The organism is Burkholderia sp. 3C (genome assembly GCF_054589155.1).
In genome coordinates, this window is sequence record NZ_BAAILN010000134.1 from 35,951 (window position 1) to 55,935 (window position 19,985).

A 19,985-nucleotide genomic window follows, 5' to 3' on the forward strand; every position below is an offset into this window, starting at 1 on the left:
GACCGCCGCTTCGTTTTCCTCGCCGGTGCGGATGCGAATCACGCGCTCCACGTCGGACACGAAGATCTTGCCGTCGCCGATCTTGCCGGTGCGCGCGGCGCCGATCACGGCGTCGATCACCTGGTCGACCTGATCGGCCGCGACCACCACTTCGATCTTCATCTTCGGCAGGAAATCGACCACGTACTCGGCGCCGCGATACAGCTCGGTATGGCCTTTCTGGCGGCCGAAGCCCTTCACTTCCGTCACGGTGAGGCCGGTCAGGCCGACTTCGGCCAGCGCCTCGCGCACTTCGTCGAGCTTGAACGGTTTGATGATGGCGGTAATGCGTTTCATGATGATGCTCCGGATAAGGGGACGACTGAGACGGATTCTACGCGCGGCGCCCCGTCAGTCGATACGCTCGTTGAAGCGCGACGTGATCGGATAGCGCCAGTCGCGGCCGAAAGCCCGGTGCGTGACGCGAATGCCGATCGGCGCCTGGCGCCGCTTGTATTCGTTGATCTTGATGAGGCGCGTGACGCGCAGCACGTCCGCCTCGTCGTAGCCGGCCGCGACGATCTGCGCGAGCGGCCGGTCTTCCTCCATGTACATGCGCATGATGGCATCGAGCGCGTCGTACGGCGGCAGGCTGTCCTGGTCGGTCTGGTTCTCGCGCAGTTCCGCCGACGGCGCGCGCGTGAGAATCCGCTCCGGGATCACGTCGGTCTTGCCGAACTCGGCCGCACCGTTGCGGTAATGACAGAGACGATAAACGAGCGTCTTGGCGATGTCCTTGATCACGGCGAAACCGCCGGCCATGTCGCCATACAACGTGCAGTAGCCGACCGCCATCTCGCTCTTGTTGCCGGTGGTCAGCACGATCGAGCCGAACTTGTTCGACAGCGCCATCAGCAGCGTGCCGCGGATGCGCGCCTGGATGTTCTCCTCGGTGGCGTCCTCGTCGCGGCCGGCGAAATCGGCCGCCAGCGCGCCGCGGAACGCGTCGAACATCGGCGCGATGGCGATCTCGTCGTAGCGCACGCCCACCCGGCGCGCCATCTCGGCCGCATCCGTGGTGGAGATGTCGGCCGTGTAGCGCGACGGCATCATCACGGCGCGCACGCGCTGCGCGCCGAGCGCGTCGCAGGCCACCGCCAGCACCAGCGCCGAATCGACGCCGCCCGACAGGCCGATCAGCACGCCCGGAAAGCCGTTCTTGCCGATGTAGTCGCGCACGCCGAGCACCAGCGCGCGATAGACCTGCGCCTCGGTGGACAGCCCCGGCGCGATCTCGGCCGTGGCCGCCACGGGCCGCGCGCCGTCGAATTCGACGATCGCGTGCCCCTCCTCGAACTGCGCCATGCGCGCGACCAGTTGGCCCGCGCCGTCGAGCACGAACGAGCCGCCATCGAACACGAGTTCGTCCTGCCCGCCGACCAGGTTCACATAGACCATCGGCAGGCCCGTCTCGCGAATCCGCGCGCGCAGGATGTCGACGCGCACCGCGTCCTTGTTCATGTGATACGGCGAACCGTTCGGCACCAGCAACACCTCGGCGCCGGCCGCCTTGGCCAGTTGCGAGGCCGCCGCATGCCAGGCGTCCTCGCAGATCACCACGCCGAACTTCGTGCCGTTCAATTCGAACACGCACGGTTGCGGATCGCTCGCGAAGTAACGCTTCTCGTCGAACACCTCGGTGTTCGGCAGTTCGTGCTTGCGGTAGGTGGCGCGGATTTCGCCGCCTGCGATGAGCGACGCGGCGTTCCAGGTATCGACCGGATTGACGCCGCGCTCGATCGGACGGTTTGCATTACCATCGGCGCTGGCGGTGCGCAGCGGATGGCCGACCAGCACGGCCAGGCCGTCGAGCGGCGCGAGGCGCGCGGCCAGTTCCGCGAGCGCCTCGGCGGCCGCCACGTAGAACGCGGGCCGCAGCAGCAGGTCTTCCGGGGGATAGCCCGACAGCGCCAGTTCCGGCGCGACCAGCAAATGCGCACCATCCTTGTGCGCGGCGCGGGCGGCATCGACGATCCGGGCGACGTTACCGGCGAAATCGCCGACGGTGACGTTGAGTTGGGCGAGAGCGATACGGGTTTTCATGACGGGAACTGCGCGGCCTCACGGGCCGCGTGACAGGCGCCTTGCCGGCGCATCACCGGCGCACCGCGCGCAAACGCGCGCACGCCGAACGAAACGGATGTCAGACGGTTGAAACACGAACGCAACGATTATCGCATGGGGCTCCTGCGCTCTCCGCTCGAAACGGACGCGGCCGAATGGAACGCCCTGCTCGAGCAACAGGCGCACCCGACGCCGTTCCTGCGCCATGAATTCCTGGCCGCGCTGCACGCCACCGGCTGCGCCGTCGACGAATCGGGCTGGGCGCCGAACTTCCTGACACTGACCGACGAGGCGAGCGGCGCGCTGGTGGCGGCAGCGCCCGTCTACGCCAAGCATCATTCGTATGGCGAGTATGTATTCGACTGGGCCTGGGCCGACGCCTACCAGCGCAACGACATCCCGTACTACCCGAAGCTGCTGTGCGCCGTGCCGTTCACGCCGGTGCAGGGCACGCGCCTGATCGCCGCCAATGACGCCGCGCGCCGCCAGCTCGCCGCCACGCTGGTGGCGCTGGCCGAGCAGAGCGAGGTGTCGTCGCTGCATGTGCTGTTTCCCACCGCGGACGAAGCCACGCTGCTGGCCGAGATGGGCATGATGCTGCGCGAGGGCGTGCAGTTCCACTGGCTCAACCAGGGCTACCGGCACTTCGACGATTTCCTCGCCACGCTCGAACAGAAAAAGCGCAAGAACATCCGCGCCGAGCGGCGCAAGGTGGCCGAAGCCGGCGTCACGTTCCGGCGCGTGCGCGGCGAGGACGCCACCGACGACGACTGGCGCTTCTTCTCGCGCTGCTACCGGCAAACCTACCGCGAGCATCATTCGAGCCCGTACCTGAATCTCGACTTCTTCCGGCGCATCGGCGAGACGATGCCCGAGAACCTGCTGCTCGTGATCGCCGAGGCCGACGGCCGGCCGATCGCCAGTTCGCTGGCCGTGTACCGGCGCGATCCGGCCGGCGGCGGCACGCTGTACGGCCGCTACTGGGGCGCGCTCGAACACGTGCCGTGCCTGCACTTCGAAACCGCCTACTACCAGTTGCTGGAGTTTTGCATCGAGGAGAAGTTGAGTGCCTTCGAGGGCGGCGCGCAGGGCGAGCACAAGCTCGCACGCGGTTTCATGCCCACGGTCACGCACTCGGCGCACTGGCTCGCGCATCCGGCGTTCGCCGATGCGGTGGGCGAATTTCTCAAGCGCGAGACGGGTCAGATCCACGCCTACGTCGACGAACTGCGCGAGCACAACCCGTTCAAGGCCTGATCGCGCATCGATTGCACGACGAAGCCGCTACCGGTCGGGCTGCGCCCCGCGACAGGCCGGACGGCCGGGCACCGCCACGACCGTGCCCGTCAGCAGGCGCGGCACGTCCGGATATACGTTGAATGCATCGAGGCGCCGATCGTCCACCTCGGCCCCTTCCACGCGATAGTGCACATTGCCCGTCGCGGTCAGCCGCGCGCCGGACGCTTCGCACGTCACGGCGATCCCCTCGCGGGGGGACGGCGGCAATTGGCGAACGATGTTGCTGAACGCGAGATTGGCGACCACGGCGGCGGACGGCTTGGCGCGATCGCCGCCGAGCAGCTTGACGACCGGTTTGACCTCCAGCCGATAGACGGTTTCGGTCTCGACCGGATGCAGCACCTTGAGCTTGATGGTTTTCGTCTGCCCCGGCGCGAGGCTCATCTGAAACGGATAGGCATACAACGCCGGCCGGGCCGCGTCGCCGACCGGCTCGAGGCGCTCGTCCTCCTGCGGCGCGCCGGGATTGAGCAAGCGCGACAGCGTCACGCTGACGTATTCGGCGCGATTGCCGTTGTTGACGACCGTGATCGACGTCACGCCGCTGCGCACCGTCGCGTCTTTCGGACCGACGTCGATCGTCGCGGCCGCCGATATCGGCACGGCCATCGCCGCCACGCCGGCGGCGCAACGCCATGCAATCGACATGCGCTTCATGGTGAAATCTCCCGCTCCGTGATGCCGCCCGGCCAGCGCCGGGCGACGCGTTGTTCGTCAATGCTCCGTGATGACCGGCTCGAACGTTATCGACAGCACCCCGCTGTAGGTGCCCGAGGTGCTCTTGAAATCCCCGGCTGGCGGCAGTGCCGCCACATCCAGAACGTAATGGCCTTCCGAATCCTCGCCCGCTTCCGAGGGCGCCGGGTTCCGGAATGCCGCGCTTCGATCGATCGTCAACGGCTTCGGTGCGCCGCCTTCCATGCCGAGCGTGACTTTGGGCGTTCGAAATGCCAGCGCGGGATTCGATTGATGCCGGATGGTCAGCGGTGCATCGAGACGAACCTGAAACGTGCCGCTGCTCGATACGATCTTCAGGCGCGCCTGCGCCTCGAACGGCGTATCCCAGCCGCCGACCTGCTTCATCTCGAGCCCCTGATCGAACCAGCCCCCCTTGTCGTCCGTCACGAACAGGTTGTTCGGCCGCGCGACATGCGCGGTCACCTTGCTGGTGGTTTTTCCGCTCAGGGTCACCGACTGCGCGCACGCCATGGCAGGCAGCATCGATCCGATCGATCCGATAAGCAGCCAGGTCCGCCAGATGGTCTTTTTCACGGATCTTCCTCAGGGTTGGGTGACGACAGTGAAGGTCAGCACGTCGCTGTAGTCGCCATCCTTCACCTTGTTGTCGACCGTTGTTTTGAATGTCGGCACAAAGCAGGTTTTGCCGGACGGGTCCATCGTCAGCGCGACGTCCGACGAATTCGGCAAGGGAAACGAAGTGGCGCCGGACAACGCAAGGTCGTAAGGAACGTACTGCGTGGCGTCGCTCATGTTCTTGAGCCGATATCGATTGCCGACGACACCATTGGCATTGCTTGCATTGACGATGAAGCGCCTGCCCTTGACCGACGCCCCGGAATACGTGAAGCAGAGCTGGTTGGCCACTTCGGGAAAGGTTTTTTCCGAATCGCCTCGCGGCAATTCGCCGAGGTTCCAGTCCGGGGCCGTCATGCCGATCTTGATGTCCAGCGGGCCCGCGATGTCCGGGGTGTTTACGATTTCGCAGACCCCTGAATCGTCACCCAGTCTTATGTACGCAGCGCCGGATACTTCGGCGACGTCACCGCGATTCGTGGCATTTCCCGCCCTGACGGAAATGGCCGGCCAGGACGAAATAAGATTGCTATTCAAAGAAATCTCGAAATGGGCCACGAAATCTTCGGAGTCCACCCAACCAATGAAATTGGCCTCCGAATAATGAAGAACATATTTATCACGCAAAAAATACGCACGATTATTGGTACTATTATTTAACAGAATCTTCCGAACCAAAGTCGTAATCGGCTTCGCGACACCATTTTCATCATAGGAATACACCAGCAGACCTCGCGATCTGAATTTCGCACCCGCCGGAATTCCGGAAGGCAATTCCTTGAAGTGAACATCAACAGAAACCGTGGCATCACCGCCGCCATGATCAACCCAACGGCATCCGCTATAACCGCTTGCCACATCGAGCAACGCCAGATCGGCGGCTTGCGCGCTACCCGTTAGCAGCAAGGCCAGCAGCGCAACCCCGATCGACGCTCCGCGACATCCTGTTTTCCCCACCATTCGAATCACCTTGAACTTCGAAGCAAGATCCGCCACGCCCGAACGCAACAACAGTTGCGGCTAACGCACGACAACGCCACCCGGCGAGTCAGGGAGCCGATTTCGCTTCGCGACCTGGATGGTCGCCACCCTGCAATTGATAAATCACCACGCCATATCCGACGCTGACGAACAGCGGCGCGGCCGTATCGCCGTCCCGGCCGCCGTCGACGACAATGCGCTCCCGAGGCCGGAACGTGACGCGCCACACTTGCGTGCGCTGCGGCACCGCGAGCGCTTTCAGCACGATCCCGTATCGTTGCCCCGGCGCGAGCGCGAGCCGCCCGGGCAGCACCAGCAAGCTGGGCCGCTGCACCTCCTCGACCGGTTCGAGCCGCTCGGGAACTTGCCCCGGATTGGCGACCCGTTGCTGCGTCACGTCGAGATACAGCGGCGAATCGCCGGTGTTTTCGACCCACAGCGGGCTGGCGGTGCCGTCCGGCTTCACGGTCAGTTCGGTCCGGGACAATTTCAGCGCGCCGGCCGCCGAACACGTCACGCACCACGACACCGCCAGGGTGCCCACCGCCCAACGCACCCTGCGCTTCGTCACGGACATGTCAGCGTCACCGGCTCGTCGTCGTCCTTCAACGTCAGCCGATGCGTTGCGAAATGCTGCGGCGTGCCCGGAAACACGGCGACGCTTTGCGCGGGCTTCGCCGTATCGTCCACCACGTCGGTCAGGACCTTGCGGACGTTGCCCGTGTTCTCGAGCGTCAGCCCGTCGCCTTCGCAGCGATGCGTCCAGCCCGAACGTTGCCTGCCCGGCGCCGGCATGTGCCGCACCAGCACGCCATAGCCGATCGCCACCGACATCGGCGCGGAAATCTTGTCCTGCGGCGCGTCATCGACCTGCAGCGCCCTGACGGGCACGACGTACAGCCGGTAGAGTTCCTCGTTCTCGGGCTCCATCAACGACTTCAGCACGATCGAGCGCGTCTGGCTCGGCCCGAGCGTCAGCTTGTCCGGGCTCGCGAGCATCCCGGGGCTGTCGAGGTCGCCAAGCGCGAGCTTCGTTTCCGGCGTCATGCCCGGGTTGGTGACTTTTTCCACCGAGATATTGAGATACAACGGCGCATCGCCCAGGTTCTTGACGGTCACATGCCGTTCGTGGGCATTGAACACCTTCGTGGTGGCGGGCAGCACCATCAGCTCGCCCTCCGCCCGTGCGCCCTGGCTCATGCACAGCGCGAGCGCCATGCAGCATGCGGTGGATGCGATTCGCAGCATCGGTTTCATCGGCTTGCCTCTCAAAAAATTCGAATGCGCGTCATTGGCAGCGGTAATAGCTGCCTTGCACATCCTTCAGGTTGCAGTTGTAGCGCTTCCCGTCGCGCTCGACCGTGAGCTGCGGCAGCATCTTTTTGCTGACCAGAGAGAACAGCCCGTTCTTGTGAACGGTGTCGCCGCTCTCCTCGATCGTTCCACTCAGCGGCCGGCCTTCGGCATCGGTCAGGAAACCGCTGTAGATCATGCTGATATCGACGCGCGCCGACGCCGAATAGACTTGCCCGGGATGCGCGCGCACCACGTTCGCGGGCACCTCGATATTCATGTCGAGATCCTGGCTGTTGCTGAACACGCGCGCGAACGGGACGTCCCGGTAAGCGGCCAGCGGCACCGCGTAGATGCCGTTGCCGGCCACCGGGTTGCCTTCGACATTGAAGCCGTATTTCGTTCCTTCGATCTTGGGCGTCGTCAGCAGCATCGCGCTTCCGCTGCCGGCGAAGCGGCCGAGGGCCACGCCATCCCGGCTCGCGGCCACCATGCCGCGGTAGTTGAAATCGACGTTGGTGGCAGCCGCCGAGTAGCCGATGTTCAACGACGCGTCGCCGCGCGTGCCCGAGCGGCTGCCATAGGCATAGGCGCCGAAATCGTTGCCCACGCGATTGGCATTCAACCCGATCGAGGAGGTGCCGAAACTATCCTGGAAATCCTTTCGCACATCAGCGTTCAACTGGGTCTGTCCGCCGGAATGTGCGGCGCCGAAGCTCGCCTGCACCCTATCCAGCGTCATGGTCATGTTGAGATACACGCCGTAGCCGCTTCTGCCGCGCTGGAAGCCGCCTTGCTGCACGCCCAGCGCGAAGGTGGCCCACAAGCCGTTCGGACGATAGTTCCAACGCACCTCGGCCTGATGCGAGCGGCCGAAGTTCGATTGCTGGTAGTTGTAGTTGAAGCTGGCCTTGCGGATGTTCCGGCTGTACGAGGCCGCCATGCTGGGCTGCCCGCGATAAAAGCGCGAAACATCGGTGTTCTGGTATCGGCTGAACGACAGCGTGCCGAGCGTCTCGTGCGACACCGCGAGATTCACGTAGCCGCCCGCGCCGCGCTCGCCGGCCAGGATGCCCAAGGTGGGCGTCACCTCGGCACCGGCGATTCGCGTCGGACGCGTCACGTTCGCTTCGGCGGCCCATTTGCCGCCCTGCCCGGCCAGCACGGACGTGTTCAGATAGAACTGCTTCAGGTTCCGGCTCGCTGCCGCCTCGAGCAGATACCCGCCGAATTGCAGCTCCTTGCCGGCCGTCACATGCCAGGCATTGCCGCCGGACTGGCCGAAGCTGAGATTGTTGATCTCGCGCGTCTCGCGGCTCACGATATTGCCGTTTCGGTCGACCAGCCGAACTTCCATCGTGTAGTAGCCGCCCGGCAGATCCGCGTAGCTGATTTCGTTGCGCCCGATCACGGCCGGCCGCTTGGTCACGAGGCGACCACTGCGATAGAACTCGTAATTGCCGTCAACGGTGGCATACAGGATCATCGATGCCGTGTTGCTGCTGACTTTCAGATGCGACTGGCTCCCGACCGTCACGAACTGATCGAAACTCGGTGAAATCAGCGTGCCGACCGATCCCGACGCATAGTCGATGCTGTTCTGCTTGCCGGCCCGAACATAGGTGTTCGCGAAGTTTTTCTGCAGGTAGTACGACGACACGCCGCGTGTGCCGCCGCGATACTGGCGCGACCACGTATTGTTCACATACCAGCTCGCATAGCCGAAGCTCTGCGACGGCAACCCCACCCAGGTATTGCCATTGACGTTCGCCGCGCGGTAGGCGTCGGACGACGCGCGCAGGTCCAACGCATGGTTGCTGACGATGCCGAAATGCGTGGGCGGCGCAACGTAGTCGTCGCGCGAATCGCGTATCGCGATCGACCGCCTGATTTTGTCGACGGTCACGAAATGGCCGTCGATACGCGTGTCGCAACCGTTGCGACAACGCTTGTAATCCAGTTGCGCAACAATCCGCTTCAGCTTTGCCACGTCCTCCGCGGAAATCCCGTTTTCCCGATATTTTTCCTCGTCGAATTCAAGCTCGTTCGTCTCCGACGAATAGGCCACGAAGCCCGGGAGGGTGCGCCCGCTAAAGGTCGCCACGTAATGCGCGCTGTCATCCAGCTCGGCCGCACTGAATCCTTCCGGAACGCCGTACGAAACCTTCAGGTTCCCGAACGCGTTCGACGAAATGAAAAGGAAGGCCCCGACCCATATCGCATTGAGTCGAACCGGAATGGATTCGGAAAACACGCGGACTTATTGGCAGCGGAGACGGAATATCGAGGAGCCATAGCAATTCATGACAAATGACGGGAATCTCGCGCGAACGAGGCTCCCGTACCAACAACCGATTTACTCGGAGGGCTCGGCCGACGCGACCGGCTCGAACAGCATCACGAGATCGCCGCTGTAACTGCCGTTCGTGCTTGCATCGCCGACTTTCTCCGGTGCGTTCGCCGTGATCGTCAGGTCGTGGACTTCGTCGAAGCCGCCATTGCCCGCCGCCGTTTGCGTGATCTTCTGCTGCGTACCGAACTTGATTTCGTTGTCGCCGGCGTTGCTCGACAGCGTAACCACGGCATTCGCCATTTCATAACGCCCGCTTGTCATCTTCAGCGGCTGCGCCAACGAGATGTTGAAGTCCTTGTTCTTGGTCCAGACGCGAATGGGCAGCGTCTTGGAGAATTTCGCCTGCGAGTAGTCGGCCGCCTCCAGCTCTTCGGTGCCGTACCAGGTGGAGCCGTCCGGCTTCGAAACGAACATGCTGTCGCTGATCTGAGCGGTCAATGTGATGTTCCGCTGAACCACCTCGGCCTGGGCCGCGCTCATCGTACCCAGCAGCAGCACTGCCGCGCCGATCGCCACACCCATCTTTTCCATTTTCATACCTGCACCTATTAAATAATTAGTACTACCAATAACAGAGATTTCGCAATTTATAGAATATCGATCCCATATCCCGCAAAACTTTTCTGCAGGCGCCATGATCGACCAGTTCAAGACTTGATATCAATCAGGAAAATCTGATTTTTGCGACCCGCGGAAACATTTTTTTGCGTTACGAAATATTCAGCCGTCGTGATCGAGCGCAAACGCCCCCCGCCCCGCAGCCTCCGGACGACGTTGTTGGTCGTTGCGAGGGCGATATCGTCCGCATGATTTGCAGAGCGAACCATCCTGCGCGGCCGAGCATGATCGATTGTCCGAATTACCGCGCCATCCTCGCTTTCTGCCAGAAACGGGCGACGGCGTTTTCGAATTCGGTGGGAGGGTGCTGCGCTTTTTCTGAGAAACTGACGGCCTTGCCTCATCCAACCGGTTTATCCCGCTCCGCCATGTCCTGGTTTCTCTATCTGATCGAATGCGAGGACGGCAGCATCTACACCGGCATCACGACCGACGTGGACGCCCGCTTCGCGCAGCATGCCAACGGCAAGGGCGCACGCTATACGCGTGCGCGCAAGCCACTCAGGGTGCTGGCCTCGTTCGCGCTGGCCGACCGCTCGAGCGCCTCGAGCGCCGAATACTGGGTCAAGCGGCTCGCGCCTGCCCAGAAGCGCGCGTTGGCAAGCGGGCAGCGCACGCTCGAATCGGTGCTGCCGGTGGTCGAGGCGCAGCCGCATGCGCAAGCCCGCCCCGACACGGTCGCGGCGGACACGACGGCAACCGCGGCAATCGGGATCGCGCCCACGTCGGGCGCGCCGTTCACCGGCACCGTCCTCGATATCGTCACGGCCGCGGACGACCTCTCGCCCGGCATGGCGCAAGGCCGTGCGGCACGCCCCCGCCCTTCACGCAGCAAAGCGGCCTGATCGCCGCCGTTCCCGCCGCACACCGGTGCCGGGGGCAGCCGGGGCGCATCGCGCGCCCATGAAAAAACCGCGCGGCCCCGACAGGGGGCACGCGCGGTTTCGCACGGCAGAGGCCGGCGCGCTCGCGCGCCCCGGCCGGACAGGCTTACTTGGCCGCGTTCGCGACGCCTTCCGTGATTTCCTTGTGGGCGGCATCGATGTCGGCCCAGCCTTCGACCTTGACCCACTTGCCCTTCTCCAGCGCCTTGTATTGCTCGAAGAAATGCTTGATCTGGTCCTTCAGGTAGGCCGGCACGTCGTCGAGCGACTTGAGGCTGGCCGTCATCGGGCAGACCTTGTCGTGCGGCACGGCGATCAGCTTCGCGTCGACGCCCGATTCGTCGGTCATCTGCAGCATGCCCAGCGCGCGCGAACGCACCACCGAGCCGGCCAGCAGCGGGAACGGCGTGATCACCAGCACGTCGACCGGATCGCCGTCGCCCGACAGCGTCTGCGGAATGAAGCCGTAGTTGACCGGATAGCGCATGCCGGTGCCGACGAAACGGTCGACCACGAGCAGGCCGAGGTCCTTGTCGGCTTCGTACTTGACCGGATCGCTTTGCGCCGGGATTTCGATGATCACGTTGAAGTCGTGCGGCAGATCCTTGCCGGCGGGAACATTGCTGAAGCTCATGAGCGCTCTCTGCTTGACGATGGGAAATCGGGACGGGGCGCGGCAACCGACTGGGCGGGCGCGCCTTCGCGAGGAGCCGCCATTATAGCCAATCACCCGATGGCGCTCCGGTGAAGTTCGGCGCACACTTGCCCGTCGCGCGATCCAATCGGCGTGCGCCGCCATCGCCGTGGGCATCATCCGCAACACCCGAATCACGCATCGATACCAACGAGCCGGGAGCAGGCATGGAAGAGGCAAGGCACTTCATCGCGGGCGAATGGGTCGCGCCCGCGAACGGCGAGACGCTCGCCGTCATCGATCCGTCCGACGGCGCGCCGTTCGCGCGCCTGGCACGCGGCACCGCCGCCGACATCGACGCCGCGGTGCAGGCCGCCCGCGCCGCCTGCGAAGGCGCCTGGGGCGCCACCAGCGCCGCCGAACGCGGCCGGCTGCTGTACCGGCTCTCGCAACGCGTGGCCGACCACCAGGAAGCGCTCGCGCAGCTCGAATGCCGCGATACCGGCAAGCCGCTCAAGCAGGCCCGCGCCGACGCCGCCGCGCTCGCGCGCTATTTCGAGTTCTACGCCGGCGCGGCCGACAAGCTCCACGGCGAAACGCTGCCCTATCAGGACGGCTACACCGTGCTGACCGTGCGCGAGCCGCACGGCGTGACCGGCCACATCGTGCCGTGGAACTACCCGATGCAGATCTTCGGCCGCAGCGTGGGCGCGGCGCTCGCCACCGGCAACGCCTGCGTCGTCAAGCCGGCCGAGGATGCCTGCCTGTCGCTGCTCTACGTGGCGCGGCTGGCGGCGGAGGCCGGGCTGCCGGCCGGCGCGCTGAACATCGTCACCGGCTACGGCCACGAGGCCGGCGCCGCGTTGTCGGCCCATCCGGGCATCGATCACATCTCGTTTACCGGCTCGCCCGACACCGGCCGGCTCGTCGCGCTGGCCGCCGCCGAGCGGCATGTGCCGGTCACGCTCGAACTGGGCGGCAAGTCGCCGCAAATCGTGTTCGCCGACGCCGATCTCGACGCCGCGCTGCCGGTGCTGGTGTCCGCGATCATCCAGAACGGCGGGCAGACGTGCTCGGCCGGCAGCCGCGTGCTGATCGAGCGCGGCATCTACGAGCCGCTGCTCGACCGGCTCGCCGGCGCGTTCGCCGCGCTGCGCGTCGGCCCCGGCCGCGCCGATCTCGATTGCGGGCCGCTGATCAACGCCAAGCAGCAGCAGCGCGTCTGGGATTTCCTGTCCGACGCGCAGCACGACGGCATCGCGATGGCCGCGCAGGGCGAGGTGGTGCCGGACGCGCCCGAAAGCGGTTTCTATCAGGCGCCCACGCTGCTGCGCGACGTGCCGCCCGACCACCGCCTCGCGCAAGAGGAAGTGTTCGGCCCGGTGCTGGCCGCGATGCGCTTCCACGACGAGGACGAGGCGCTCGCGCTCGCCAACGGCACCGCCTACGGGCTGGTGGCGGGCGTCTGGACTCGCGACGGCGCGCGCCAGATGCGGCTCGCGCGGCGCGTGCGGGCCGGCCAGGTGTTCGTCAACAACTACGGCGCGGGCGGCGGCGTCGAGCTGCCGTTCGGCGGCAGCGGCCGCTCGGGGCATGGCCGCGAGAAGGGCTTCGAGGCGCTGTACGGCTTCACGGTGCTCAAGACCATCGCATTCAGGCACGGCTAGCCAAGCCGGCACCTACCACGCAAAAAGCACTCAGCAGCACGCAGCAACCACGCGACGCGCGGGCAGGGCTCGCGCGCCAGGCGCAGGATCACCCATCATCGGAGACACTTCATGCGGCTTGCAGGCAAGACAGCCATCGTCACGGGCGGCGGTTCGGGGTTCGGCGAAGGCATTGCGAAGACCTACGCGCGCGAGGGCGCGAACGTGGTCGTCAACGATCTGAACGGCGCGGCGGCCGAGCGCGTGGCCAGCGAGATCGCGGTGGCCGGCGGCAAGGCGATCGCGATCGCCGGCGACGTGTCGAAGGGCGAGGACTGGCAGGCGCTGCTGGCCGCCGCGCTGGCGGATTTCCAGCGCGTCCACGTGATCGTCAACAACGCCGGCACCACCCACCGCAACAAGCCGGTGCTGGAAGTGACCGAGGCCGAATACGACCGCGTCTACGCCGTCAACATGAAAAGCCTGTTCTGGAGCGTGCAAACACTTGTGCCGTATTTCCGCCAGGCCGGCGGCGGCGTGTTCGTCAACATCGCCTCGACGGCCGGCATCCGGCCGCGCCCCGGGCTCGTCTGGTACAACAGCACGAAGGGCGCGATGATCACCGCCAGCAAGACGCTGGCCGCCGAGCTCGGCGCCGACCGCATCCGCGTGAACTGCATCAACCCGGTGCTCGGCGAAACCGGCCTGATGACCGAATTCATGGGCGTGGCCGATACCCCCGAGAACCGCCAGCGCTTTCTCGCGACGATCCCGCTCGGCCGGCTCTCGACGCCGCAGGACATCGCCAACGCGGCGCTCTACCTGGCTTCCGACGACGCCGAATTCATCACCGGCGTGTGCCTCGAAGTGGATGGCGGCCGCTGCATCTGAGCGGCTCGGCAAAAAAACAGCAGGACCTCGAATCTTCAGTAGTCCGGCAAGACCGGCGGCCGCCCGAAGCCGCATCACCCGGGCGCCGCCGCAACGTGGCAGCACGACGACGTGGCATCGCGACAATCGCACAGTGCGCATTCGACGCACGATTCGCACACAGGAGACAACACCCATGGCAAGCACCGTTCCGGCCTACCCCGGCCAGCCGTCCGATTTCGAGACGGCCACCTATCGCAAGGTCACCTGGCGGCTCGCGCCGCTGTTGATGCTCTGTTACGTGGTCGCGTATCTCGACCGCGTCAACGTCGGCTTCGCCAAGCTGCAGATGGCGACCGCCCTGAACCTGTCGGACACCGTGTACGGCCTTGGCGCCGGGATCTTCTTCTTCGGCTATTTCCTGTTCGAGGTGCCGAGCAACATCATCCTGCACCGCGTCGGCGCGCGGGTCTGGATCGCACGGATCATGATCACCTGGGGCCTGATTTCGGCGGCGATGATGTTCGTCACCACGCCCGCGATGTTCTACGTGATGCGCTTTTTGCTCGGCATTGCCGAAGCGGGCTTCTTCCCGGGCGTGATCCTCTACCTGACGTATTGGTATCCGGCCAACCGGCGCGGGCGCATGACCACCTTCTTCATGACGGCGATCGCGCTGTCGGGCGTGATCGGCGGCCCGGTGTCGGGCTACATCCTGAAGAGCTTCCACGGCATGAACGGCTGGGCCGGCTGGCAGTGGCTGTTCCTGATCGAAGGCATTCCGTCGATCATCGTCGGCGTGCTGGTGCTGATCTGGCTGGAAGACCGGATCGCCGGCGCGCGCTGGCTGACCGACGAGGAGAAGGCGCTGCTGTCGCGCAACGTGCAGGCCGAGGAGGCGCTCAAGGACGACGCCCCGATCGGCCGCGTGCTGGCCAGCCCGCGCGTCTGGCTGATGGCGCTGATCTACTTCTCGTTCGTGATGGGGCTGTACGGCGTGGGCTTCTGGCTGCCGACCATCATCAAGTCCACTGGCGTGACCGATTCGTTCACGATCGGGCTGCTGTCGTCGATTCCGTACGCGGCGGCCGTGGTCGGCATGATCCTGATCTCGCGCAGCGCCGATCGCCGCCGCGAGCGCCGCTGGCACGTGGCGATTCCGGCCGCGCTCGGGGCGATCGGGCTGCTGCTGTCGGTGGCCTGGGCAGACCAGACGGCGCTCGCGATGGTGGGCCTGACGCTCGCGACGATCGGCATCCTGACCACGCTGCCGCTGTTCTGGAGCCTGCCGACCGCCTTCCTCGGCGGCACCGCGGCCGCGGCCGGCATCGCGCTGGTCAATTCGATCGGCAACCTGGCCGGCTTCCTGAGCCCGTACATGATCGGCTGGCTCAAACAGGCCACGGGCAGCAACAACGCGGGGATGTTCATGCTGGCGGCGTTCTGCGTGCTCGGCGGCCTGCTGGCGCTGTCGGTGCCGAAGGCGCTGGTCAATCGCTGAAATGAACTGAGCACACGCGGGCACGGTGGCCTTTCGGGTCGCCCCTCAATGCGAAACGGCAGCCCGAGGGCTGCCGTTTCGCATGGATGCCGCGCTCAACGTAGCGCGGTGTGTCAACCGACCTGCATCGCCAGCGCGCTTTCGCGATAGTGGCGTGCGGCCTTTTCCTGGTCGCCGAGATTCTCGAACAGGCGCGCCAGCGCACGGTGCGCGCGCACCTTCAGCGCGTCGTTGTCGGACAGCTTGAGCGCCGCTTCGAGGAACGACTGCGACTTGCCCCACAGCTGTTGCTTCTCGCAGAGCCGGCCCAATGCGACCAGCAGATCGGCGTCGTCAGGGTGATCGCGCTTCCAGCCCTCGGCCTTCTGGATCAGCGGCAGCGCATCGACGCCGGCCGTATCGGGATAGCGGCGCAGCAGGCGCGCATCCCAGTGATGGGCCAGCGCGTCCTCGACGATGCGGCGCGCTTCGGGCAGGCGCTCCAGCGCCACCAGCAGTTCGGCGGCCAGATCGGCCAGGCGCGGCGACTGCCGCTCCACGGCCGACAGCGATTGCCAGACTTCGAGCAGCGCGTCGGCATCGTGGCGACGGTCGCGCAGCAGATGCTCGGCGGCCTGCTGGCGCATCCGCACCGCGGCGGCCGGGTGCAGCGCATCGCGCTTTTCGAGCACCTTGGCGAGCTTCAGCACTTCGGCCCAGTTCTTCAGTTGCTGCTGGGCGCGCAGCGCGACCTGCTGCGCATGAATGCGCTTGCCGCCCGAGGCCTGCATTTCGGCCAGCGCGGCCAGCGCGCCTTCGGCATCGCGCGCCTCGGCGCGCATGTCGGCGGTGGCCAGCAGCCGCGCCTCCTGCCATTCGTTCGCATCGACCTTCGCAAGCCATTCGTCGCGACGCGCGTATTCGTGCATCCGGTGCGCGGCCACCGCGCCCACCAGGCCGGCGGCGCTCTGGTTGGCATCGACGGCCAGCGCATCGCGCGCGGCCTTCTCGGCGCGCGAGAAGCGGCCGGCATACAGGTTGGAGATGGCGTCGCGCAGCGAGCCCTGCGCCTTCTCGTTGCGCATCCGCGCACGGTAGGCCGCCACGCGATGCGGCATGCGCCAGATGTTGCGCACGATGCGCAGCACGGCGTAGATCACGATGAACAGCACCACGATCGCGACGATGAACAGGTTCAGCGATACGTCCACGCGATACGGCGGATAGACGATCAGCACCTGCCCGCCGTCGAAGCGGCCGACCGTGGCCAGCGCCACGGCGATCGCGAACAGCACGGCCAACCAGAGGATTCCTCGCAACGTCATGTCACCCCCGGCTCTTGAACTGTTGGATCGCGGACAGGCTGGTGTTCAGGTTCGGCACCGCCACCGCCAGCGACGCGCCATCGACCTGCTTGAGCAGATCCTCGACCGTGTGCGTGTCCTTCGACGACGCGTCGAAGTAGCGCGCGAGCGCCGCTTGCGCCGCGTGCAGATCCGACTTCATGGCCGGCTCGTTGCGCGCGAGCAGCGACAGGCGCGCGGTCAGCAGGCGCAGCTTGATGTTCTCGCGCAGGAAATAGCCCTGCTGAGGCGAATTGAGCATCGCATCGGCGTTGTCGATGCGGCGCACCTGCACGAGGCTGGTGAGTTGCGCGCCGATGCCGGCCGTGATGTCGTGCCACCAGATCTTCCAGCTCGGCTGGCCGGTGGCGGCGGCTTCGCTCGCCACGTCGCCCGGATGCGCGGTGCGCGGCTGCGCGCGCGCGATCGGCGCTTCGCCCGACAGCGGCAGCGCGTCGATGCGGCCGATCGCGTCGTCGAGCTTGATCGCCATGCCGGTGAGATCGACCGACGGCGCGGCCTTGAGCTTGTCGATGTCTTGTGCGATGGCCTTGCGCACGGCGATCGCCTGCGCGCCCTGCGACGTCGCCAATTGCGAATCGGCGTTTTGCAGCGCCACCAGCGCGAGTTGCGTGTCGCCGGTCAGTTGCAGTTGCTGGCTCGCGCCCTGCAGGGTTTGCTCGACCTGATCGAGCAGCCAGGCGTCGCGGTTGCGCGACAGGTCCTGATATTGCTGTTGCAGCGCGTCCTGGTGCGCCTGCGCGTCGGCGAGCTTGCCCGCGAACTGCGCGACCTGCTCGTCCACCTGATGCGCCTGCGCCAGCGCCTGGGCCGACTGCGTGCGCACATCGGCGGTGGCGACGTCGGCCGCCTTCTGGCGAGCCAGCGTGGCCTGATCGAGCTTCTCGATCTTGCGGTTCAGCACGAAGCCGCCCGCGCCGGCGCCGCAGGCGAGCACCACCACGAGGCACCACAGCAGCACGCCGGCCGCGCCACCGCCGGAACGTCGCGCGGATTTCGCCTCGAACGGCGTGAACGGTTGATTGGGGGGCGTGACCGGTGCGGCAGGACGCGCGGCGGCGCTGCCGGTACCCGGCGAGGAAGCCTTGCTGGATTCGTTGGTATCTGTCATGCGGGAGGGCACCGATGCGGCTTGCGCCGCGTGAGCGGCCGAGTCGGCCAACGTTCGGAATGCGCGGACGATGCGTTCGTCGCCCGCGCCGGACAGCGTAATCGTATCAAAACCGAGTGCCCGCGCCGTGTCCGCGATCCGCGGGTGTGGCGTTACGACCGGGGCATGCTTGAGTGCTTCGGTTTCGGCGGAGGTCAGGTGATCGACGGCCAGATCGTGCAGGTTGCGCACGCCTTCCGAGCTCGTGACGAGCCAGGCGTGCGGCGCACCGGCCAGCAGCGTGTGGACGCGCTCCCAGGCGCCGATCGACGGCTCCGGCGCGATGCGGCGGTAGGCGGCCACCCGGTCAACCTCGGCGCCGGCGTCGCGCAGCGCCGTCGACAGCCATTCGCGACCGCCGTCGCCGCGCACGATCAGCACCCGCTTGCCGGCCAGCGGGCCGGAGGCGGGCGTGGAAGCGGCCGGGGCCGGCGTTTCGTCGGATGATTGATGCGGCGATTCTTGATCCGGCGATTCGAGGGAATCCGAAGCAATCGCGGCGGCAGCCGAAGCGCCCGGTGCGCGGCCGCTCGCGGCGAACGCGCGCTCGATCTGCGCGAACAGGCTTTCGGAGTCGTAGCGCGGGGCGTCGTCGGTGCCGCTCTCGTCGTCCGGCCCGGCAACGGGTGCGATCACGCGATGCGCGGGCGCCGCGATGCCGTGCCGCGCCAGCGCGGCCACGCTGCCCGGCCCGACCACGCCGATCGGCAGCGAATGCGGCCAGATCGCGTTGTAGCGGGCGAGCGCGCGATCGATCGCGTTCGGCGAGACGAACACCACCAGCGCATAAGCGTCGAGCCGCGCGAACGCCGCGTCGAGCGGCGCCGGATCGGCAACAGGCGCGATGTCGATCAGCGGGAAATCGAAGACTTCGATGCCGGCGGCCGCGAGTTGCGCGGCGAGCGCCGCCGATTGCCCCTCGGGCTTCGTCAGCACCGCCGTGAACGCGCGGGCGGCCATCAGGTTTGCGCTCCGGTCAGCGCCTCGATGATTTCGAAGGCGCCTTGCTGCACGAGGTCGTCGGACACCTCGCGGCCAAGCGCGAGCGCCTGCTCCGGCGTGCCGATCGCCGCGCGGCGGCGGGCGTTCAACACGCGTGCGCCGTTGACCGACGACACGCGGCCGGTCAGTTCGAGCTGATCGCCGTGCCAGACGGCGTGCGCCGCGAGCGGCACCGAGCAACTGCCGCCCAGCGCGCGCGACACCATCCGTTCGGCTTCGGCGGCCAGCGCCGTGGGCGTGTCGTGCAGCGGCACGAGCCAGCGCGCCACATCGGCGCGGTGCGCCGCGATCTCGATGCCGAGCGCGCCCTGACCGGCGGCAGGCGGGCTGGTCTCGACGTCGATCAGCGAGCGGATCCGGTCACCGAGGCCGAGCCGCTTGAGGCCGGCGGCGGCCAGGATGATCCCCGCGTATTCGCCGCGATCGAGCTTGGCGAGCCGCGTGTCGAGATTGCCGCGCAGCGCACGCACGTCGAAATCGAGGTATCGGGCGCGCAGCATCGCCTCGCGGCGCAGGCTGGAGGTGCCGACGATTGCGCCCGTGGGCAGCTCGTCGAGCGAGGCGTAGTGATTAGAGACGAAGGCGTCGCGCGGATCTTCGCGGCTCATCACGGCCGTCAGCGCGACGCCTTCCGGCAGCGACATCGGCACGTCCTTCAGCGAATGCACGGCCAGATCGGCGCGGCCGTCGGCCAGCGCATTCTCCAGCTCTTTGACGAACAGGCCCTTGCCGCCGACCTTCGACAAGGTGCGATCGAGAATCTGATCGCCTCGTGTCGTCATGCCGAGGATTTTCACGTCGCAAGCTGGATATAATTTGCGCAGCGCATCACGCACATGTTCAGCCTGCCACATCGCCAGGCGGCTCTCCCGCGAAGCGATCGTGAGGGTCGCCGGCGCGTCGGCCGTAAGAGTCTCGGAATTCATTGCAGCGGCATCGAAGGACGGGAACCAGGATCGGACAATGGTAGCACGCACGCCCGTCCCCCTTTTAC

17 protein-coding genes and 1 pseudogene are annotated in these 19,985 nt (G+C 66.2%); 5 read left to right on the forward strand and 13 right to left on the reverse strand.

The window, feature by feature from the left end; all coding sequences use genetic code 11:
* The coding region (locus ACYP33_RS27160; protein ID WP_013699037.1) for a P-II family nitrogen regulator at nt 1–336 on the reverse strand (336 nt) is incomplete at its 3' end.
* 54 nt (nt 337–390) lie between these two features.
* Nucleotides 391–2,082: an NAD+ synthase gene (locus ACYP33_RS27165; RefSeq protein ID WP_459624587.1), complete on the reverse strand. Its 1,692-nt coding sequence runs from the start codon at nt 2,080–2,082 to the stop codon at nt 391–393.
* Nucleotides 2,083–2,190: 108 nt separating this feature from the next.
* Here ACYP33_RS27165 and ACYP33_RS27170 point away from each other — a divergent pair, with 108 nt between their 5' ends.
* Nucleotides 2,191–3,360 carry a GNAT family N-acetyltransferase gene (locus tag ACYP33_RS27170; protein ID WP_459624588.1) on the forward strand — a complete coding sequence of 390 codons (1,170 nt, stop codon included), beginning with the start codon at nt 2,191–2,193 and terminating at the stop codon, nt 3,358–3,360.
* 27 nt (nt 3,361–3,387) lie between these two features.
* Here ACYP33_RS27170 and ACYP33_RS27175 read toward each other — a convergent pair whose 3' ends face one another.
* The 7 genes from ACYP33_RS27175 to ACYP33_RS27205 all read right to left on the reverse strand — a co-directional run bounded on the left by ACYP33_RS27175 (nt 3,388) and on the right by ACYP33_RS27205 (nt 9,865).
* Nucleotides 3,388–4,059, reverse strand: coding sequence for a hypothetical protein (locus tag ACYP33_RS27175; RefSeq protein WP_459624589.1), 672 nt, complete (start codon nt 4,057–4,059; stop codon nt 3,388–3,390).
* 57 nt (nt 4,060–4,116) lie between these two features.
* Nucleotides 4,117–4,674: a hypothetical protein gene (locus tag ACYP33_RS27180; protein WP_459624590.1), complete on the reverse strand. Its 558-nt coding sequence runs from the start codon at nt 4,672–4,674 to the stop codon at nt 4,117–4,119.
* A gap of 9 nt (nt 4,675–4,683) precedes the next feature.
* Nucleotides 4,684–5,676 (reverse strand): hypothetical protein, encoded by a 993-nt coding sequence (locus ACYP33_RS27185; protein ID WP_459624591.1) that lies wholly within the window; start codon nt 5,674–5,676, stop codon nt 4,684–4,686.
* Nucleotides 5,677–5,764: 88 nt separating this feature from the next.
* Nucleotides 5,765–6,274 carry a hypothetical protein gene (locus ACYP33_RS27190; protein WP_459624592.1) on the reverse strand — a complete coding sequence of 170 codons (510 nt, stop codon included), beginning with the start codon at nt 6,272–6,274 and terminating at the stop codon, nt 5,765–5,767.
* A complete protein-coding gene (locus tag ACYP33_RS27195; RefSeq protein ID WP_459624593.1) occupies nt 6,265–6,945 on the reverse strand; it encodes a pilus assembly protein in 681 nt (226 codons plus the stop codon). Before ACYP33_RS27195 ends, ACYP33_RS27190 begins: the two co-directional genes overlap by 10 nt.
* Nucleotides 6,946–6,985: 40 nt before the next feature.
* Nucleotides 6,986–9,115 carry a TcfC E-set like domain-containing protein gene (locus ACYP33_RS27200; RefSeq protein ID WP_459624675.1) on the reverse strand — a complete coding sequence of 710 codons (2,130 nt, stop codon included), beginning with the start codon at nt 9,113–9,115 and terminating at the stop codon, nt 6,986–6,988.
* A gap of 231 nt (nt 9,116–9,346) precedes the next feature.
* On the reverse strand, nt 9,347–9,865 hold the full coding sequence (locus tag ACYP33_RS27205; protein WP_459624594.1) for a CS1 type fimbrial major subunit: 519 nt from the start codon (nt 9,863–9,865) through the stop codon (nt 9,347–9,349).
* A 464-nt stretch (nt 9,866–10,329) separates the two neighbouring features.
* Here ACYP33_RS27205 and ACYP33_RS27210 point away from each other — a divergent pair.
* Nucleotides 10,330–10,713, forward strand: a pseudogene (locus ACYP33_RS27210) (GIY-YIG nuclease family protein); the annotation flags it as partial.
* Between the two features lie 238 nt (nt 10,714–10,951).
* On the opposite strand, the gene ppa reads toward ACYP33_RS27210, so the two are convergent.
* Entirely contained in the window at nt 10,952–11,479 is a 528-nt protein-coding gene (ppa, locus tag ACYP33_RS27215; protein ID WP_414442802.1) for an inorganic diphosphatase, read from the reverse strand.
* Nucleotides 11,480–11,706: 227 nt separating this feature from the next.
* On the opposite strand from ppa, the gene ACYP33_RS27220 reads away from it, so the two are divergent.
* The 3 genes from ACYP33_RS27220 to ACYP33_RS27230 all read left to right on the forward strand — a co-directional run bounded on the left by ACYP33_RS27220 (nt 11,707) and on the right by ACYP33_RS27230 (nt 15,496).
* Nucleotides 11,707–13,146 carry an aldehyde dehydrogenase family protein gene (locus ACYP33_RS27220; RefSeq protein ID WP_459624595.1) on the forward strand — a complete coding sequence of 480 codons (1,440 nt, stop codon included), beginning with the start codon at nt 11,707–11,709 and terminating at the stop codon, nt 13,144–13,146.
* Nucleotides 13,147–13,257: 111 nt separating this feature from the next.
* A complete protein-coding gene (locus tag ACYP33_RS27225) occupies nt 13,258–14,016 on the forward strand; it encodes an SDR family oxidoreductase (protein ID WP_414451218.1) in 759 nt (252 codons plus the stop codon).
* Between the two features lie 175 nt (nt 14,017–14,191).
* Nucleotides 14,192–15,496, forward strand: coding sequence for an MFS transporter (locus ACYP33_RS27230; protein WP_414451217.1), 1,305 nt, complete (start codon nt 14,192–14,194; stop codon nt 15,494–15,496).
* 113 nt (nt 15,497–15,609) lie between these two features.
* Here ACYP33_RS27230 and ACYP33_RS27235 read toward each other — a convergent pair whose 3' ends face one another.
* The 3 genes from ACYP33_RS27235 to hemC are packed head-to-tail and all read right to left on the reverse strand — an operon-like array spanning nt 15,610 to nt 19,917.
* Nucleotides 15,610–16,800, reverse strand: a complete 1,191-nt coding sequence (locus tag ACYP33_RS27235; protein WP_414442806.1) for a heme biosynthesis protein HemY — start codon at nt 16,798–16,800, stop codon at nt 15,610–15,612.
* A 1-nt stretch (nt 16,801) separates the two neighbouring features.
* Nucleotides 16,802–18,949: a fused uroporphyrinogen-III synthase HemD/membrane protein HemX gene (gene hemDX / locus ACYP33_RS27240; protein WP_459624596.1), complete on the reverse strand. Its 2,148-nt coding sequence runs from the start codon at nt 18,947–18,949 to the stop codon at nt 16,802–16,804.
* Nucleotides 18,949–19,917: a hydroxymethylbilane synthase gene (gene hemC / locus ACYP33_RS27245; RefSeq protein ID WP_459624597.1), complete on the reverse strand. Its 969-nt coding sequence runs from the start codon at nt 19,915–19,917 to the stop codon at nt 18,949–18,951. Before hemC ends, hemDX begins: the two co-directional genes overlap by 1 nt.
* Nucleotides 19,918–19,985: the final 68 nt, after the last annotated feature.

Excerpts from the sequence above, each read along its gene's own strand:
- ACYP33_RS27175 (WP_459624589.1), bottom strand. The coding sequence starts at position 4,059 with ATGAAGCGCATGTCGATTGCATGGCGTTGCGCCGCCGGCGTGGCGGCG.
- ACYP33_RS27220 (WP_459624595.1), top strand. The coding sequence starts at position 11,707 with ATGGAAGAGGCAAGGCACTTCATCGCGGGCGAATGGGTCGCGCCCGCG.
- ACYP33_RS27225 (WP_414451218.1), top strand. The coding sequence starts at position 13,258 with ATGCGGCTTGCAGGCAAGACAGCCATCGTCACGGGCGGCGGTTCGGGG.
- ACYP33_RS27205 (WP_459624594.1), bottom strand. The coding sequence starts at position 9,865 with ATGGGTGTGGCGATCGGCGCGGCAGTGCTGCTGCTGGGTACGATGAGC.
- ACYP33_RS27235 (WP_414442806.1), bottom strand. The coding sequence starts at position 16,800 with ATGACGTTGCGAGGAATCCTCTGGTTGGCCGTGCTGTTCGCGATCGCC.
- ppa (WP_414442802.1), bottom strand. The coding sequence starts at position 11,479 with ATGAGCTTCAGCAATGTTCCCGCCGGCAAGGATCTGCCGCACGACTTC.
- ACYP33_RS27185 (WP_459624591.1), bottom strand. The coding sequence starts at position 5,676 with ATGGTGGGGAAAACAGGATGTCGCGGAGCGTCGATCGGGGTTGCGCTG.
- hemDX (WP_459624596.1), bottom strand. The coding sequence starts at position 18,949 with ATGGCCGCCCGCGCGTTCACGGCGGTGCTGACGAAGCCCGAGGGGCAA.
- hemC (WP_459624597.1), bottom strand. The coding sequence starts at position 19,917 with ATGAATTCCGAGACTCTTACGGCCGACGCGCCGGCGACCCTCACGATC.
- ACYP33_RS27230 (WP_414451217.1), top strand. The coding sequence starts at position 14,192 with ATGGCAAGCACCGTTCCGGCCTACCCCGGCCAGCCGTCCGATTTCGAG.
- ACYP33_RS27165 (WP_459624587.1), bottom strand. The coding sequence starts at position 2,082 with ATGAAAACCCGTATCGCTCTCGCCCAACTCAACGTCACCGTCGGCGAT.
- ACYP33_RS27195 (WP_459624593.1), bottom strand. The coding sequence starts at position 6,945 with ATGCTGCGAATCGCATCCACCGCATGCTGCATGGCGCTCGCGCTGTGC.
- ACYP33_RS27190 (WP_459624592.1), bottom strand. The coding sequence starts at position 6,274 with ATGTCCGTGACGAAGCGCAGGGTGCGTTGGGCGGTGGGCACCCTGGCG.